At 65.2% G+C, this 15502-nt stretch carries 16 protein-coding genes and 1 pseudogene; 10 read left to right on the top strand and 7 right to left on the bottom strand.

Annotated features, from left to right (window positions below; genetic code table 11):
* Positions 1-47: 47 nt before the first annotated feature.
* Positions 48-590, bottom strand: a complete 543-nt coding sequence (locus tag L0C25_RS04295; protein WP_271635184.1) for a GPR1/FUN34/YaaH family transporter — start codon at positions 588-590, stop codon at positions 48-50.
* An 87-nt stretch (positions 591-677) separates the two neighbouring features.
* Between L0C25_RS04295 and L0C25_RS04290 the strand changes: the two genes are divergently transcribed.
* On the top strand, positions 678-2411 hold the full coding sequence (locus tag L0C25_RS04290; RefSeq protein WP_271635183.1) for a CocE/NonD family hydrolase: 1734 nt from the start codon (positions 678-680) through the stop codon (positions 2409-2411).
* Between the two features lie 527 nt (positions 2412-2938).
* Positions 2939-3322 (top strand): DUF5937 family protein, encoded by a 384-nt coding sequence (locus L0C25_RS24140; RefSeq protein ID WP_408641670.1) that lies wholly within the window; start codon positions 2939-2941, stop codon positions 3320-3322.
* 644 nt (positions 3323-3966) lie between these two features.
* Here the strand turns inward: L0C25_RS24140 and L0C25_RS04285 are convergent.
* Complete coding sequence (locus L0C25_RS04285) at positions 3967-4326, bottom strand: winged helix-turn-helix transcriptional regulator (protein ID WP_271635182.1); 360 nt, start codon at positions 4324-4326, stop codon at positions 3967-3969.
* A 229-nt stretch (positions 4327-4555) separates the two neighbouring features.
* Here L0C25_RS04285 and L0C25_RS04280 point away from each other — a divergent pair, with 229 nt between their 5' ends.
* The 4 genes from L0C25_RS04280 (at position 4556) to L0C25_RS04265 (ending at position 7965) form a co-directional block, all read left to right on the top strand.
* Positions 4556-5611 (top strand): DNA polymerase III subunit beta family protein, encoded by a 1056-nt coding sequence (locus L0C25_RS04280; protein WP_271635181.1) that lies wholly within the window; start codon positions 4556-4558, stop codon positions 5609-5611.
* 76 nt (positions 5612-5687) lie between these two features.
* Positions 5688-6197, top strand: coding sequence for a hypothetical protein (locus L0C25_RS04275; protein ID WP_271635180.1), 510 nt, complete (start codon positions 5688-5690; stop codon positions 6195-6197).
* Positions 6194-7198, top strand: coding sequence for an IS481 family transposase (locus tag L0C25_RS04270; protein WP_271635179.1), 1005 nt, complete (start codon positions 6194-6196; stop codon positions 7196-7198). Before L0C25_RS04275 ends, L0C25_RS04270 begins: the two co-directional genes overlap by 4 nt.
* An 89-nt stretch (positions 7199-7287) precedes the next feature.
* On the top strand, positions 7288-7965 hold the full coding sequence (locus tag L0C25_RS04265) for an NADPH-dependent F420 reductase (protein ID WP_271635178.1): 678 nt from the start codon (positions 7288-7290) through the stop codon (positions 7963-7965).
* A gap of 725 nt (positions 7966-8690) precedes the next feature.
* On the opposite strand, the pseudogene L0C25_RS04260 reads toward L0C25_RS04265, so the two are convergent.
* The 5 genes and pseudogenes from L0C25_RS04260 to L0C25_RS04245 all read right to left on the bottom strand — a co-directional run bounded on the left by L0C25_RS04260 (position 8691) and on the right by L0C25_RS04245 (position 13391).
* Positions 8691-9891: pseudogene (locus L0C25_RS04260) on the bottom strand (IS1380 family transposase).
* Between the two features lie 66 nt (positions 9892-9957).
* The gene (locus L0C25_RS04255; RefSeq protein ID WP_271635176.1) at positions 9958-10515 is read right to left on the bottom strand and encodes a DUF4865 family protein; all 558 of its coding nucleotides are present in this window, start codon (positions 10513-10515) and stop codon (positions 9958-9960) included.
* A gap of 103 nt (positions 10516-10618) precedes the next feature.
* Positions 10619-10888 carry a cupin domain-containing protein gene (locus L0C25_RS24135; RefSeq protein WP_408641669.1) on the bottom strand — a complete coding sequence of 90 codons (270 nt, stop codon included), beginning with the start codon at positions 10886-10888 and terminating at the stop codon, positions 10619-10621.
* Entirely contained in the window at positions 10885-11451 is a 567-nt protein-coding gene (locus L0C25_RS04250) for a TetR/AcrR family transcriptional regulator (protein ID WP_271635175.1), read from the bottom strand. Before L0C25_RS04250 ends, L0C25_RS24135 begins: the two co-directional genes overlap by 4 nt.
* A gap of 494 nt (positions 11452-11945) precedes the next feature.
* Positions 11946-13391, bottom strand: coding sequence for a hypothetical protein (locus tag L0C25_RS04245; RefSeq protein ID WP_271635174.1), 1446 nt, complete (start codon positions 13389-13391; stop codon positions 11946-11948).
* A 184-nt stretch (positions 13392-13575) separates the two neighbouring features.
* Here L0C25_RS04245 and L0C25_RS04240 point away from each other — a divergent pair, with 184 nt between their 5' ends.
* The 4 genes from L0C25_RS04240 (at position 13576) to L0C25_RS04225 (ending at position 15403) form a co-directional block, all read left to right on the top strand.
* On the top strand, positions 13576-13938 hold the full coding sequence (locus L0C25_RS04240; RefSeq protein WP_271635173.1) for a hypothetical protein: 363 nt from the start codon (positions 13576-13578) through the stop codon (positions 13936-13938).
* Between the two features lie 23 nt (positions 13939-13961).
* A complete protein-coding gene (locus L0C25_RS04235) occupies positions 13962-14261 on the top strand; it encodes a hypothetical protein (RefSeq protein WP_271635172.1) in 300 nt (99 codons plus the stop codon).
* Between the two features lie 41 nt (positions 14262-14302).
* Positions 14303-14653, top strand: a complete 351-nt coding sequence (locus tag L0C25_RS04230; protein ID WP_271635171.1) for a hypothetical protein — start codon at positions 14303-14305, stop codon at positions 14651-14653.
* Between the two features lie 201 nt (positions 14654-14854).
* Complete coding sequence (locus L0C25_RS04225; protein WP_271635170.1) at positions 14855-15403, top strand: hypothetical protein; 549 nt, start codon at positions 14855-14857, stop codon at positions 15401-15403.
* The last annotated feature ends 99 nt before the right edge of the window (positions 15404-15502 follow it).

Below are 15502 nucleotides of genomic sequence, written 5' to 3'. Positions count from 1 at the left end.
GGTCGGCAACGCGCTCCTCGCCGACCCCGGGACGCCGTGTCGCCTACTCACGCCTCCGCGTGAGCTTCGGCGTAGGAGTGCTGACCGGCCTCCGCCGCGAGGTACCAGATCGCCGCCGCCGAGATCAGTGACAGCACGCCGCCGATCTGAAGTAGGGAGTTCTGGCCCGCGAGAGTGCCGATGCCGACGGCGCCGAGCGTGAGGGCGATCGCCAGAAACGCGACGGAGAGCACGACGCGTCCGGCTCGCATGGCCGGATAGGCGAGGATCAGCAACGGCGCGATCAGCAACAGCACGAGCGCACCGGTCGACTCATCCGACACAGCACCCGCGGCCGCGCCCTGGGTCAGATAGAAGTAGTAGCCGATCAGCCACAGGCCAAAGGTCGTGAGAACCCCGGCCAGATAGCCGTCGCCTCTGACCAGCGCGAACAACCCACCGAGCGTCTCGCCGAGTCCGGCGACCAGCACGGCGTACAGCGTGGCGCCCGCGAGACTCTGGCCGATCAACAGCTCGAGTCCCAGCATCGCCAGTGCGAAGCCGAAGGTCGATAGTCCAAAGACCGAGGAGTCTCCGATACGTTCTTTCATTTTCAGCCTTCCATCCAACGAAACAATTGGGTACGATATCGCGAACGATAGTACCCAGATATGGGTGCGTCAATGAGAGGACATGCCATGGCCAGAGTGAGCGCACCCATGCGCGTCGTGTTCGCCGTCGCCGCGGCGGTCACTGTTCTGATCGGCGTGCTCGCCGTGACGGGCGAGGGAAGCGTCAACCCGTCGCAGGACAGGGCGGCGCTGACACAACCGCTCAGCGTGGCGTCGGCACCTGCGCAGACCCATGAGTGGTTGACCTATGCCCGAGCAGCGACCTACGACAGCGTCAAGTCCGACGTACGGGTACCCCTACGCGACGGCAAGGCGCTCTCGTGCGTGCGCTATCAACCAGGCCGTGACGGTGAGGCGGACGGTGCGCGGCATCCGGGGATCTTTCTCAACTTCACGCCCTACGGCAAGGAGAATCCCGGAAGCATGATCAACAAGGCGCCGTACTACGCAGAGCGGGGCTACGAGGTTCTTGCCTGCGATGTCCGTGGCTCCGGTGACTCAGACGGCATCTACCAGACCTGGTTCCAACCGCAGGAGACCCGCGACAACTACGACGCCATCGAGTGGATGGCCGACCAACCGACGTCGACCGGCAAGATCGCACAGACCGGTGAGAGCTACGGCTCGATCACGGCCTATCGAGTGGCTGCGTTGCGACCGCCGCATCTGGTCACGATCATCCCGGCGAACTCGCCCACGAACATCTACGCAGATTGGGTCTATCCGGGCGGAATCCCGTCCTCCTCCAACATGACCGTCTGGGCGCAGCTTCCGCTGATCACCGATCAGGCGCAAGTCAACGTGCTGAAGGGTTTCCGCGACCATCCGCTCTACGACGACTTCTGGAAGCAGATCGCCACCACGAACAAGCTCGACGACATATCGATCCCGGTGCTCCACCTGGGCGGCTACTTCGACATCTTCAAGAGCGGGGGCTTTGACGCCCTCGCACAGCGACCTGACAGGACCTGGCTCCTGTACGGACCGTGGACACACGTGCACCCAGACGAGGTTCCAGGCGAACCCGCACCCCGCAATCCGAACGCCATCAGCACCGGCGTACTACTGCAGTGGCTCGACCGCTGGTTGATGAACCTCGACGACGCCAAACTGCCACCGTCTCGAGTGACGAGTTTCGAATCGAACTCATCAGGAGACAACGGTGCATGGAAAGCCTACGACACCTGGCCACCTGAAGATGCCTCGAACCAGAGGGTCTACCCGACAGCCAACGGAGGCCTGAGCAGAACGACACCGCAAGCAGCGGAAAGCGCCTACGCGGCGAACGGCGCCGACGGGCCATCAGTGACCTCGCTGGGCACGTTGCCGACCGATCCGAGTCAGGATCAGAGTCTGTCCGACCAGTACCTATCGAACGGCCGAGGCCGAACGACTCGTAAGAGATTGACATTTACCTTGCCGCCGTTCGAACGCAACACAGTGGTTACCGGCCCCGTGACGATGCATCTACGAGCAACCGTCACGACCCCCGACGCCTACCTCGTCAGCAAGCTAGAAGTCGTGGCCGAGTCCGGCGCGACACTGCCGGTCGAAACCGGATACCTCCGGGCCCAACTGCGTCGCGGTCTTGAGCATGAGGTGCCCGTCATCCCGGGAGAACCGACCGACTACACAATCGGACTGGGCGACACACACTGGCGATTCATGTCCGGAGAACGGCTCCGGGTAACGCTCAGCAGCGGCGACGCACCAAAACTCGATCAAGACGGGCCCGCCGGGATCGTCACTCTGCTCCACGGCGAACACACCTACATCGACTACACGACGACGCCAAGCTAATTTCGTACGGCGAGCCTCGCTCAGAACTGCAGAACCGATCGAGGGCCTCGGCGGTTCTGGGTGGGCACTCCGACTCGAGTCTCCTCGTCAGTCGGGAAGCGGTTCGGCAGCTGATCCCTCGTGGTGGCGGCATCCAGGGCCTGGTCACCGACGCTGCCCGCGAAGTCGACCAGCCTTCACTACGGCCTACGAGCCGGGACCGACACAGCCAGAATCATCCTAGCCACGCAAGGATGGTCGTACCCATCCCATGGCATCGCCGTGGAATCGCAAGGGGAGCGAAGGAGCCGAGGAATGGCCCGAGACGGCTGAATCTACTCGGCTCCAAGGATCTGCCACGCACGGTTCCGAACGTGACACCCCGGAGGAGAGACATGTCCACAAGGAACGTGCCGACGGCTTCGCTCACGGCACGAACCCCTTGCTGTGTGGGCACCGCCCCGGCGTGTCCGGAGACTCCGGACTTGCCGGGGCGGTGCAGGCACGTGCGCTTGGGCCGCTTATGGTTGCTGTAGTCCAAGCATTGGTTGACGATCCAGGCGGCGCGTCGCCGCGTCCTGGATTTCCTCACCCGTGTCTGGGAAGTGTGGTTCTCTGATGAGTGGGCACGAGTCCTGCCGGAACTGACGACCCGCGCACGAAGGTTCGACGACACCGTCGCTCGGCTGGATACCGCCGGCGTGCTGGTCGGCGTGTCATTGGCTGTGGTCCGCACCCGTGACGAGTCGGTTCTGAACATCGCCAAGATGCTGAATCGGCGGCACGATGCGCGTCGCGACCTGACTGGTAGCTCCCGCGATCGAACGAATAGTAACGGATCTGTGGTTCGCACTGGTCCGTTATCGGCAACGCGTGACGTTCGACAGCATTCGTCAGTCCGACAGTGCAAGCCGTTCTCCTGCACTGATTGACTGCCGTGTGGCCCGATATGTTTTGGGCGTCTTACCGCTTGCGGTCAAGCGAGCCACCCGTCGGCTGAACGCCGTCAGGTCAATTCTGCTCGCCGCCGTCGACGGACTCAGCCAAGCCGACCTTGACGAACCAAGCCGGTCGAGGCCGGCGACCTCGGAGAGGTCTGCGACTCACTGCAGACCTGGTCGAACAACCGTGATGTGGCACGAGATCAACCTTTCCATACTAACCGGTGCCGTCGACACGTCGACCGGGGTCTCGCCCCATCTTGTGAGACCGCAGACGCGGGGACCCAGCTCAATCGAGGTTGGACTTGCGGCCGCCCGCGGGATTCCTGTCCCGATGCTGCTGCTCCGGCTGGAGAAGACCCACCTGGATTGACCGAGGTAGGCCGGAACGTCATTGAGGACGACTGGAGCCGTAGGCGGCATCGAGGACACCGGACTCGGAGGACTTGCCCGCGGGTAATGACCGCCACCGGCCCACCTTCCTTTTGGCATGCCGCTGTCCATCTCGACCGTATTCCAGGCGCGGTGGCCAGCCAGCCGTGCCGCAGAGAAGCGGAACTCATGACGGCAACCGAGCACGCTCGCCCGTCTCGAGGCTGTCATCGACTCGGTCCTAACCTCACACCTTGTGCCGGTCAATCATCCGGCACGAGGTGGCTCGCGTGACGATGGGCCCACTGACCAAGCGCAAGAATCGGGACGAGAAGGTCGCGACCCGCGGACGTCAGCTCGTACTCGACGCGCGGCGGCGCCTCCCGATACCGGCGGCGCACAAGCATGCCTCGCTGCTCGAGAAGGTGAAGCGTGTCGTTGAGTACTTTTTGGCTGACCCCACCCATCGCTCGCTGCAATTGGCTTGGTCGCATCGGGCCGTCACGAAGCACGAAGACCACGACAGGAAGCCAGGTGTGCGCGAACAGATCTAGGGCTGCGCGAGCCGGGCAGTCAGCGGCGAAGTCGCCGTAGTTCGGGTACTTGACGGCGGCGGTCTCCACGCTCTCAGCACCTTCCTTGGAGTGCGTGTTGTCTCCGAGCTCAGATCCTGACAACTCGATCGTAACGGACAGCCCTACGAAATGAACGCCCATAGTCGTCACGCCGGCGCGGAGTCATGCCCACGAACGTGGACGGAAAACACTAAGCCTAGTTGTTGCGGGGCGAGACGTTGTTGACGGCTGTCATTGGGGTTGACCTTCGAGTTGGTTGAGGCCGGACGATGGTCGGGTGGCTGACCCAGAGTTGATGTCGATCGGCGCGTTCGCCAAGCTCGCCGGGCTGACGGCGAGCGCGTTGAGGTTCTATGACGACGCCGGCTTGCTTCGTCCCGAGCAGGTCGACCCGGTGACGGGCTACCGGTTCTACCGCGAGTCGCAGTTGGTGCGTGCTCTGCAGCTGCGTCAGTTGCGCGAGATAGGGATGCCACTGCCGACGATCGGCCAGTTCTTCATCGTCAGTTCCGAGGAGGCCGCGCGGCTCATCGACGAGCAGGTGGTCAAGGTCGCCGCCGAGGCCAGCGGGATGCGGCAGACCGCTGCGAGACTCAAGGCGTCCCTCGACGAGGGCACCTGCCTCACCCTGTGTGTTCTACCGGGTCCGGTCCTCGCCGCGGCGGTCGATCAGGTGCTGGCCACGACTACTCACGACCCCGAGATCCCGGTCCTGTCCGGTGTCCGCCTGGAAGTGGATCCCGACGCGATCTCCCTGACCGCGACCGATCGCTACCGCCTTGCCACGCGGACGCTGGTGCCCAGCGAGGCGTCTGCGGCTTCGTGGGCAGCAACGCTGGCCGGAGACGACCTCCAGAGCGCCACCTCGCAGCTCCGGCGAAGTCTGACCGTGACGTTGGAAGCGGGCGAACGGACGCTGGCCCTCCGCACGACCGACGGCACCGCGGCCTACTGCCGCCTGCTGACCGAGGTCTTCCCTGACCACAGGCTTCTGATCGGGTCACTCCCCGCGGTGACACATCGAGTGACGATCGAGACACAGCAACTCCTCAAAGCGCTAGAGCAAGCACCGGAGAAGATCGGACTGACGATCGCGGACGGCCAGCCGAGTCTCCTGCTGCCCGACGCCGTCACGGCTCTCAACGGCACCGCGACGGGTCCCGACCTGACGCTGTGGTTCGAGCTGACCACGTTGTACCCCGCGCTGAGTCACGCGCTCGGCAACGATGTGATGGTCGATCTTCGCGGGCCCGACCAGCCAGCCACTGTCCGGTCAGCCGACGACGGCGACCTCACCACGCTCGTCATGCCCTGCCGAACCGATCCGTCCTGACGGACGGCCCCACACCCTGGACGACGGCGCGACGACCTCGTTCACCACCGAAGATGACAAGGACTGGACCGATCTCATGACCGACAATGCCGCGACGCCCGATCCGACGATGGAAGCGATCAGCAACGCCATGATCCTCGGACGCCAGGGGGACCCCGAGTCGGCCCGGCGCGACCTGCTCGCGATCTGGCGACAGATCGGGGTTGCGGGCGACCCGTTCCACCGCTGCACGCTCGCTCACTACCTGGCTGACCTCTACGACGACCCCGCGGGGGCTCTCATCTGGGACGTCCGCGCCCTCGATGCCGCCGACGCCCTCACCGACGAACGCGCCCAGCAACATCACGCCAGCCTCCACGTGGCCGGGTTCTACCCGAGCCTCTACCTCAACATCGCCGACAACCTCCGCCGCCTGGGCGCGTTCGAAGCGGCTGCCGAGCACATCAACAACGCCGAGCAACACACATCTGCACTGTCCGACGATGCCTACAGCAACACCATCCGCACGGCCATCAGCGAGGTTCACCAGGCCATCGACAACCGCGACACCGCACGCCGAGCGTCCGCGCCGGGTGCGGCCCGGTGACGCACAAGAACGCGCCGCTGACCGTCGAAGGGCGCCGTCGGCTCATCGAGCGATGCCGCACCAGGCCCATCGCCCACGTCGCGGCAGAGATGGGCATCTCCCGTGCCTGCGCGAGCAAATGGGTCAACAGATGGCGGCGTCACGGCGAGTTCGGTCTGCTCGACCGATCCTCGGCACCACACCACAGCCCCACCGCTACGCCGGCAACGGTAGTCGCCCAGATCGAGACATGGCGTCGGGAAGAGAAGTGGTCAGCGCAGCGGATCGCCCACGAGCTGGCCGATCAAGGCATGCGGGTCAACCGCCGAACCGTCACACGACATCTCGGACACCTCGGACTGAACCACCGACGGTTCCTCGACCCGAACGGTGATTCCAACCGCCAGCCGGGCAAGATCACCGCCCGCTGGCCCGGCCACATGGTCCACCTCGACGTCAAGAAGGTCGGCCGCATCCCCGACGGCGGAGGTTGGCGGATCCACGGCCGTGACAGCCAGCAGAAGCGCGCTGTCGACCGAGCCAAGACCGCAGGGGCTAAAGCGGGCTACACCTATCTGCACTCCGCGATCGACGGATTCTCCCGGCTCGCCTACACCGAACCGCTCCCTGACGAGAAGGGACAGACCGCGGCAGCCTTCCTCGCCCGGGCCAAGGTCTGGTTCGCGTCGCACGGCATCAGCCACATTCACCGAGTCGTCACCGACAACGGCGCCTGCTACCGCTCAGGCGACTTCGCACGAGTGGTCGGCGAGGCCACGCGCCACCAGAAGACCAGGCCCTACACCCCGCGACACAACGGCAAAGTCGAGCGCTATCAACGCATCCTCGCCGAAGAACTCCTCTACGCCCGAGAGTTCACCAGCGAAGACGTCCGATCAGCGGCCATCGCCGTGTGGAACATCCACTACAACTACCACCGACCCCACAGCATGGCCCGAGGTCGACCGCCAGCGGCGCGACTCCAGGCAGGCGTCACCAACGTCCTGCCCTCCTACACCTAGCTGCCCTGTCGCGTTACGCACCTCGCGGTAAGTGTTGGGGTCTCTAGCCTTCTGTACAGGAAGACGCCACCAGACATGAGAGGCAGCATATGCATATCGGAATCATCGGAGCCGGCTCGATCGCCGAGGCCCTGGGCTCGGGATGGGTGGCCGCCGGGCATCAGGTGTTGATTGGGGGGCGCAACACCGAACGGGCCGCGGCGCTAGCGCAGCGTCTGGGCAGCGGCACCCTTGCGGGAAGTACCGCTCAGGCAGCCTCGTTTGGGGAGGCCATTCTGTTAGCAGTGCCAGGAGCCGTGGCCAGTAGTGCGCTCACGGAGGCGGCGCCCGAACCGTTCATACTCGATGGCCGGACGATCATCGACTGCACTAACGCGCTGGCTCCCGATGCTTTCTCCGTGCCGCCGGGATCGTTCGACGTGTCGACGCCGGCTGTCGCTGAAGACGTCGCCAGAGCGGCCGGTGGCGCTCCCGTCGTCAAAGCATTCAACATGTGTGCGGCAGAAGCGTGGCGGGATGCCCCCCGATCATTCGACGACAGGCCGTTCACAGTGGCGATGTGCGGAGACGATCCGACCGCTCTTGCCGTAGTCGACACGCTCGTTTCCGATCTCGGACTCCGAGCGGTCCACGGGGGAGGATTGCGGCGGGCGAGACTCATGGAGGCGATGGCGGCGTTTGTCATGGGCATGTGGTTCGCCGGGCACGACGCACGAAGCCTGCTGCCTCCGCTTGAGTTCGCTGGCGCAAGTTCCCCCGATGACTGATTGGGTTCCCATTCCCTTTACAGTTCGCGTTGTCGGGCGCCGATTCTTGACGGTGTAGGGCACAGAGCATCTGACAACCGCGGGTCCAAAGACTCTCACCCGTTCGCCGACAGCCGCCCACTCCTCGGTGTGCCCGCTGCGCGACGCAGCCGATCCGCAGGCACGAAGGCGGCCGCGTCCGCCGTCGACACGGACGCTTCCCGGACGGCGATGCCTTGCCGATTCTGCGGGTCGCGGGCGCAGACTGAGTGGTGGTCGGTCCGCGCCGGATCGATTAGCGCCTACTTAGCCCTTGCGGTCGTCGGCGGATCACCGTGCTGCGTCGATGCCTTGAAGGCTTGGCGTGTGAGCAGAACGTCGCACGGGCGATGGTGCGACGACACGCCGTGGTCGGTGTGGGGATGCCGCGTGTGCGCCGTTCGGCAAGTATGGCTCGGATGTGAGGTACGTCGGTGCGATCAGCAAGACGTCCGGCACGGCGATCGCACCGCTTAGCGTCGCCTCCAATGGCGTCCTCGTCTACGCCGTGTGGAACCGACGCCACGAGCTCGATACCGCCGGCGAAGCCACAGGTTACTTCCAAGCCTCGATCCACCGATTTGCCGCGACGGCATAGGGATTCGGGCGGCAAGGCTCTGAGATTGTCGGCGGGCGTGGCGGAGTGCCCTGTCTCGCTGCCGGGGTGTTGCACTCTGCTTTCGTCTTGGGCCGTTCCGGCGGGTCGGTCAGGTTGGGACCGTTCCGGGTGGCCCGCAGGTGCTGTTGAACAGTCGCGTCCAGGCGTCTTTCCATGGCCAGCCGATGGGCAAATGCAACGTGATGCGCCGGGCAGAGGATGCGATCCGTGCGGGCACACTGATGAGCTTGCGGCGGATGCTTGGTGTCGTTGCCTTCGCGAACGTGGTGCTGCCGGTGAGGGTGGCCGCGGCACGGGTGAGGTTGAACGCCATCACGGCCAGCACCAACCAGGCACTGTTCGCGGTGAAGCGTCCTGAGGGCAGGTGTGCCAGCGCGGATGCTTTTAGATCGGCGTGGACCTGCTAGATGATCGCGTGCTGCCGGTGGGTCTTGTCCGCCGCGATGGTGCCCACCACGTCCGGGCCGGTGGTGGTGAAGAACACGTGGAACCGCCACGTGTCGAACAGGGTGCCCTGACCCTCGCCATGCTTGATGTTCAGGTCGGTGTCCGCCGCACGACCAACCGTCCGGGGTCTTGCTCGCTGCGTTTCTTGGAGCTGAACGCGGTGAAGTCGATCTCGGCGACCTCAGCACGAGAGACCCACCGGCCAGTGGCCTCGTCGAAGATGGCGTCGGTGTACTCGATCGTGCTCCACGCGTTCGTCGGGGATCGTCGCGATGTCCGCTTTGACTCTCGGATCGAGACGGACGGTGACGGACGGTGACGGACACGTCCGCTCCAGCCCGGACCGCGGCAGGGATGGTGGGGTGTCCGTAGAAAGCGGAGTCAGCACGCAGCAGAACCTGCCCACTGGCCGGACCCCGCACCGTTCCAAGGGTGGCAAGGGCGTCGGTGACCAGGCAGTTCGCGCCGGGGGTGACCCACAGGCACCCTTGCGCAGCCGTTGGGCCCCGGCGGTGACCGGTGTCGACCGGGCGAGTCCTGTCAGGAACCGAGACCCGACCGCGTCCAGCTGCCGGACGTGGCCGAACGTGAATGCGCGCAGGAACGAACCCAGGGTGGACGGTGCGTACGGCCGGTGCAGCACCTTTGCAATCGCACCGTGTCGCAGCAACGCCAGGTCATCGATGCTGTCGGCGCCACCGGCCATCTGACCAGCGAGGCCACTTTCAGGCCAGCGTTCGCGCCCTTGTCCGTGGGCACCGACAGGTGCTCCCGCGCCAGCGTTGTCAGCCGCAATTCTCGGCGAGCCGCCGCAGCGGCACCAGGCCGGCCGGGCCGATCAGGTTCGGGTCATCGAAGGCGGCTGCCGCTACGTTCCACCTGACCGGTTCCCTTCGGGACGCGTGTGGTCAAGCAGACGCGGAGACGTGAAGGACTTCGTAGGCGGCAACGTCAGTCGCAACATGGTCGGCCTCCTTAGTGCTGAGCTCGACCACGATGAGATTCCACGTGGTCACATCGACAGCGGTTACGAGCGAGACCGTGGTGTCGTCAAGGCGGCTGAGGGGGTCTTCGGTGAGTGCATCCACGCAGCGGGAGGGGGCAGTGCCCATGGGTAGCGGCATGGTCTTGACCGTGAGGCTTCGGGCCTGCGCATTCGCGGCGGGGCCATCGACGATCTTGTGGACTGTCCAGTCTTGGATGGGCTGCCGGCCGAAGTCGCGCACGATGGCGGCGTAGCCCGGTTCGCCCCAGCAGAAATTTCGCATCCCATCGATGTCGCGCCAGACGTAGAACGGTGCGTAGGCGTTGCGCGGCGCGCCCTCGGCCTTCTCCTGGATCAGGTAGGCCTTGAACTCAAGTCCGGCGAAGCCGTCCATCAGGTGACCGGTCTTGCGGACCCGCGCTCGGATGATGTTCATGTCGTAGTCGGTAGGCAGGACGATCTGGTACTGCATGCCGTACATCAGTGGTTCTCCCTGGCTGCTTGGGCGTATCTCCATGCGGGCACGGGTTCGTGCCATTCGATCGTGGTTCCGTCATTCGTGGCCTCTTGGTACGCCACGTGGGTCATCTCCCCATCAGGGCTTGCGCCGTGCCAATGGCGCTGATCCAGACGCTGCCGCCCGCTCCGAGCCGAACGGGCCGATGGCCCTCTACATGGACAAGCGCGACACCGCGTATGACAAAGAGACCTTGCGCCTTGGGGTGGATGTGCCAGTGGGTGTGCGCACCCGCCTCGAAGGTGACTGCATAAACAGCCAGTAGCGAGTCTCCTGTCGGCACAGCGAGCTCCTCGGCGGAGACCGAGCCGGCGAAGTGGGCAGCGGGGGCCGTCATCGCTGGCTCCAGCTCAGCAGGAGCCTTGTAGCACCTTCCACCGCTGCGTCGAAGGCGGCCGGGTCCTGCTGCGCCCGAGCCAACACATAGCCGCCCTGCACGGTCGCGACCACCATGGACGCGAGTTGGTGCGCGTTGGTGGCGGCTGGGAACTCGCGTTCCTCGATGCCTTGGGCGATGACCTTGGCAATCGTCTCGACCAGCCACCCGAAGGTCTCTGCCACCGGACGAAGCAGGTCCGGTGTGGCCAAGACATCCGCGTCGTAGGTCATGCGGCCCATGCGACAGCCTCGCAAGGAATCCCGCTGACGCTCCAGATAGGCAATCACTCGCTCCGCGGACGTGCCCTCTCCAGATAGCAGTCCACCTGCTTCTGCTCGCATCGCAGCCGCGCTCTCCTCCAAGGCAGTAACAGCCAGCTCCTGCTTACCCGTGAAGTGGTGGTACATGCTGCCTTGTCCTGCTCCCGCGCGACTCAGGATGTCTTTGGGACTAGTCGCTGCATAGCCGCGTTCCCAGAGCAGACCTCGGGTTGCTTCCACCAGATGTGTGCGTGTGTCCATGACGCCACTGTACATACTAGTAGTTACATTGCGTCAAGCAGCCTCTCCGCCTCGTACGGCAAGTCGATCGGGACGCGCCACGTTGCAGGCCGACCCCGACCTGGGGATGATGGGCCGCTCTGCGTTCTCCCACCACCAGAAGGTGCTGCGCGAGGCGGGCGCCCTGCGCGACCGCGTCCCAGGGGATCCCAGCGGATCCTCACGCTGCGCCGTGACGATCTCGATGCTCGGTTTCCCGGACCACACGACGCTGTTCTTGCCTCACCTTCCTGACGTGCCAACCTGAACCCGATGCGAAGCCAGGGCCTGCGCATCCCCAGGATCGATATCGCCAACGCCGCAACAGATCTCGGCGATGCGGTTTCCAGTCACACCCCTGACTTCCTGGATGATCCGGCCGAGTCGGGACCGCAGTCGCAGGCGCCATTGACCTACCCAGGCAACGGGCTTCGGCAGTACTTCGCCTTCGCGCCGTCGGTCGATCGAGTGAACGGTCAGCGTTGCGGGACGTCGAGAATGGTATGTGGGAGCAGCAGATCCTGGTTCGGTCCGGTGTGCGGGTTGGCTGCTATCAGTTCGTCCTTGAGGTCGAGGATCTCCCGTTCGGTGGAGTCCCAAGGCAGCAGACGCTCCGATATCCGCCAGTACGAATCTCCCAGTTCGACATCGACCTTGGGTGGGAGCAGAGGGTCGGTCAGGCCGGGCACCTGGATGGGTGGCGCCGGTTCGATCAGCAGCGGCGGCTCGACAGGGGGCAATCGTTGCTCGAAGACGCCGGGCGGGGTGCGGATCGGATGCAGCGGTGGCGCAGGCTCGTCGGGCATCAATGACTCGGTTGCCATGTCCGCGAGGACGTAACCGGCTACGGCTCCGACCGTTGCCCCGACGAGGGCGCCGACCGCCATCCCCGCGGGGCCGCCACCGATTCCGATGATCGCGCCGAATCGTGCACCCGCCAGGCCCCCCTGGAATCCGGCTGACCCTCCGATACCGACCACGGCGGCGTCGAACGTACCGACGCTCAGTGCGCGGGTCCACTTGTCGCTTGTCTGGAGGTCGGGCCTGTCAGAATCCTCCTGCCACTGCTGGGTGAAGCCGGACACGCCGGTGAGAGCGAGGGTTGCCCCCTTCGCGACCGAGGCGATCTTTGACCAGTACTGGGCGTCCTGAACGGGGAACATGTCCGGTGTCCACGTCCACCAAGGGTTCGCCCACTTCGTCCATCCGACCGGGGACCGGCCGAACATCCAGCCGCCGCGAGCGACGGTGTACCAATCCGTTAGAGACCAGATCCCGATCGTGCCGCGAAGCGCGATCCAGCGCGCGAGGTCGAATGGCGAGGCGTTCTCGGGAGGCACAATTTGGCCACGCATGCCCGCCCGCAGCCTTTCCCAGAACTCATCCCAGAACGAAGGAGTGTCTCCACCCTCTGCGAGACCGTCCAGGGCGTCTTGGGTGGGGCCTTCTTCCAGGAGGGTGGAGAGTCGCTCGGCCTCGGCGTCGAGCATGTGGTCGAGGCGGGCCTTCTCGAGGTGAAGTGCGGAGCGCATGGTGGCCATGGCCTCCTCGGGGGGATCCTGGGCCGGGGCCCACGACGACGTGATGTTGCCCGTGTCGAGCGCGGGCTCGGACGACAGGAACTGGTATCGAGCGTTGAGGTCGTCGATCCCTATGTTGTAGAGCGTCACCGAGGCCGCCCACCGGCGCAGACAGCCGCCGACCAGGGTCGCGGCGTCGGAGACCTGTGCCCCGGACTGGATCACTGGAGCCGGCGCACTCAGCAGCGGAGCCGCCAAGGTTCCGGTTACGGCGCCGCCAGCCGAGCGAGCCTGGCCGTTAACCGCGTCCATCAATGCGCTCGAGTCGTGCGCGATTCCACCCGCTCGCAACGCCGTGGCCTGGATCGCTGCCGGCGACGCCCGGTGGTGCGGGAAGAGCATAGGCATCCTTTCGCCTGGCGTCGGTGTGCGCCGGATCACAACCATAGGTGCGGGCGAGCGCAGCCGGAACTGATTCGCTGTCGGGATTTGGCGGCTCGAACGCTGTCGTGGCACAGCAGTCAGCGCTAGCGTCACTCTCGCCGTACACGAAGCGCACCGAGTACACGAAGCGAAGGGGCTGGACATGTCGGATTCGTTCGTCAACCTCAACGAAGGCATCGCGGGAGTTGGACGCGTCGCGACCGAGCATGCCGACGAGGCCGACGCTCATCTTATGCAAGGCAGACGCATGGAGGCGGCCAGCGAAGGCCTCACAGGTCGTCTCGCGGGGCCGTCGGGCCGAGGTGTGCGGGCCATTGGCATGACCCGCGCGGCTACCTCGGGAGGTATGAGCCGGCAATCGAGCGACATCGCAGAACGTAAGGCCGAATTCGCCATCGAGCACGCCCACGCAACCGAGGACGCATACAACGGCGCGGCCACGACGTACGAGCACACCAGCAATGTCGCGGACAACGTGATGTCGGCACGGCTCAACGCAGGCTGACGTACCCACGAAGGAGAGAGATCATGAGTAGTGACCACATTCGCTGGGACTTCGCCGCGGTCGACGACTTCGATGCCGAGCTCAGCAAGGAGAAGGCCTTCAACGCCGACGCTCTAGACCGCACCGACGGTGCGTACCGCTCGTTGTCGGCACAGCTCGACGGCGGCAGTGGTTCGGACCAGAACCTGAGTCTCAACCGTGGACACCTCGGCCTCTATGAGGAGGTTGATGGGGCGGGGATCAAGGCGCAGACCGGGGTGGGTGACATGCAGGATATCCACCGCACGGGTATGACCCGCGCGCTGAACCGGCTTCAGGGCTGACCCCCGTCCTCGGGGCATCGGCAGACACCCGGACTTTGACGATGAGCGCGGATGTGGACATGCACGTGTCGGCGGTCGATGGCGCCGGACGCGCCGTCAGGTCGCTGGTCGACGACGCGCGATCTGTCGCGAACGACTTCCTCTCGACGGTGACCAAGGCCGAGGACGTCGTCGGGCACACGGGGCTCAGCGCGGCACTCGCTCACTACCACTCGACCTGGTCGACTCCGACGAACGAGCTCGCGCACAGAATCGACCAACTCGGTCAGAATATCAGCGGTGCCGCTCATGACATCGAGTCCAGCGCAACCGCCGCAGCCGACGTCGCCCGAACCCGAGCCCCGGATGCGGAGGCACTGGTCGCCCGCCTGAATCGCGACCACCTGCTGTAGCCGGTAAACGGCCGCAGCCGGCCGGAACCTGACGCCCCACAGCGGCACCAGCTGCGGGGCGTTTGTGCATGACTGCGGGGAAGCGATCGGTCTCGCTGGCCGCGTCGTCGCCGTTCGAGTGCGCAAACCTTGCAGTCGAACGCTGGGTGTTGGATTGTGGACAATCCTACGAAGGATCGACCAGGTGAAAAGGGCGTCGACATGAAGAACCCATATCTGCTCGCGGCTCATCTGCCAGAGCCTCTCGTGCATTACGGCCTTCGGCAACCCGGCTTTGCACCCGTGACCTCACGATCGTCAGACTTCGACGAGACCTACGCGGACTCGCAGGTCGCGGGACTCGGACTGCTGACCGCCTTGCTACTCGAAGACGGACAGCAGTATTCGACCCACGTCGCCAATCTGGGTCTCGACGTCCGTGACCAGGTCCTCGCCTTCGCGGATGTCGCGCCGTTCGTCTGCCGGCCACAGAGGATCGCCGACTTCGCGCACGACCCTCGCGAGTCGGTCGACCGTGCGGTTCAGCTCCTGATGTGTGCCGTGACGGCCGCTCGCCGGGTCGGGAAGGTCCGTGTTTCGGCGCAGCGCCTGGCCGCCGAGTCGCAAGCCGTCCATTCGTTGCTCGACCCGGTCGGCGTTGGCGATCTATTGTCGGCCGTCCAGGAGATCGTGACGGCGACCTGCAGTCACAACCACCTCGATCGGTTCGGCGATTCGATCGCGCATGCGAACACCTCGTTCGGTCCGTGACGTACTGACGTCGGCCGGTCCGCGGTCTGTGCTCACTCGCCCGCACGCCAGCGTGGTCCCGGCCGGCGGACCGGAGCCGGTCGACCCGGTGACGAGTCT

The organism is Solicola gregarius (assembly GCF_025790165.1).
In the GTDB taxonomy this organism is placed as follows: Bacteria; Actinomycetota; Actinomycetes; order Propionibacteriales; family Nocardioidaceae; genus Solicola; species Solicola gregarius.
This window is presented reverse-complemented; position numbering and strand designations above follow the sequence as displayed.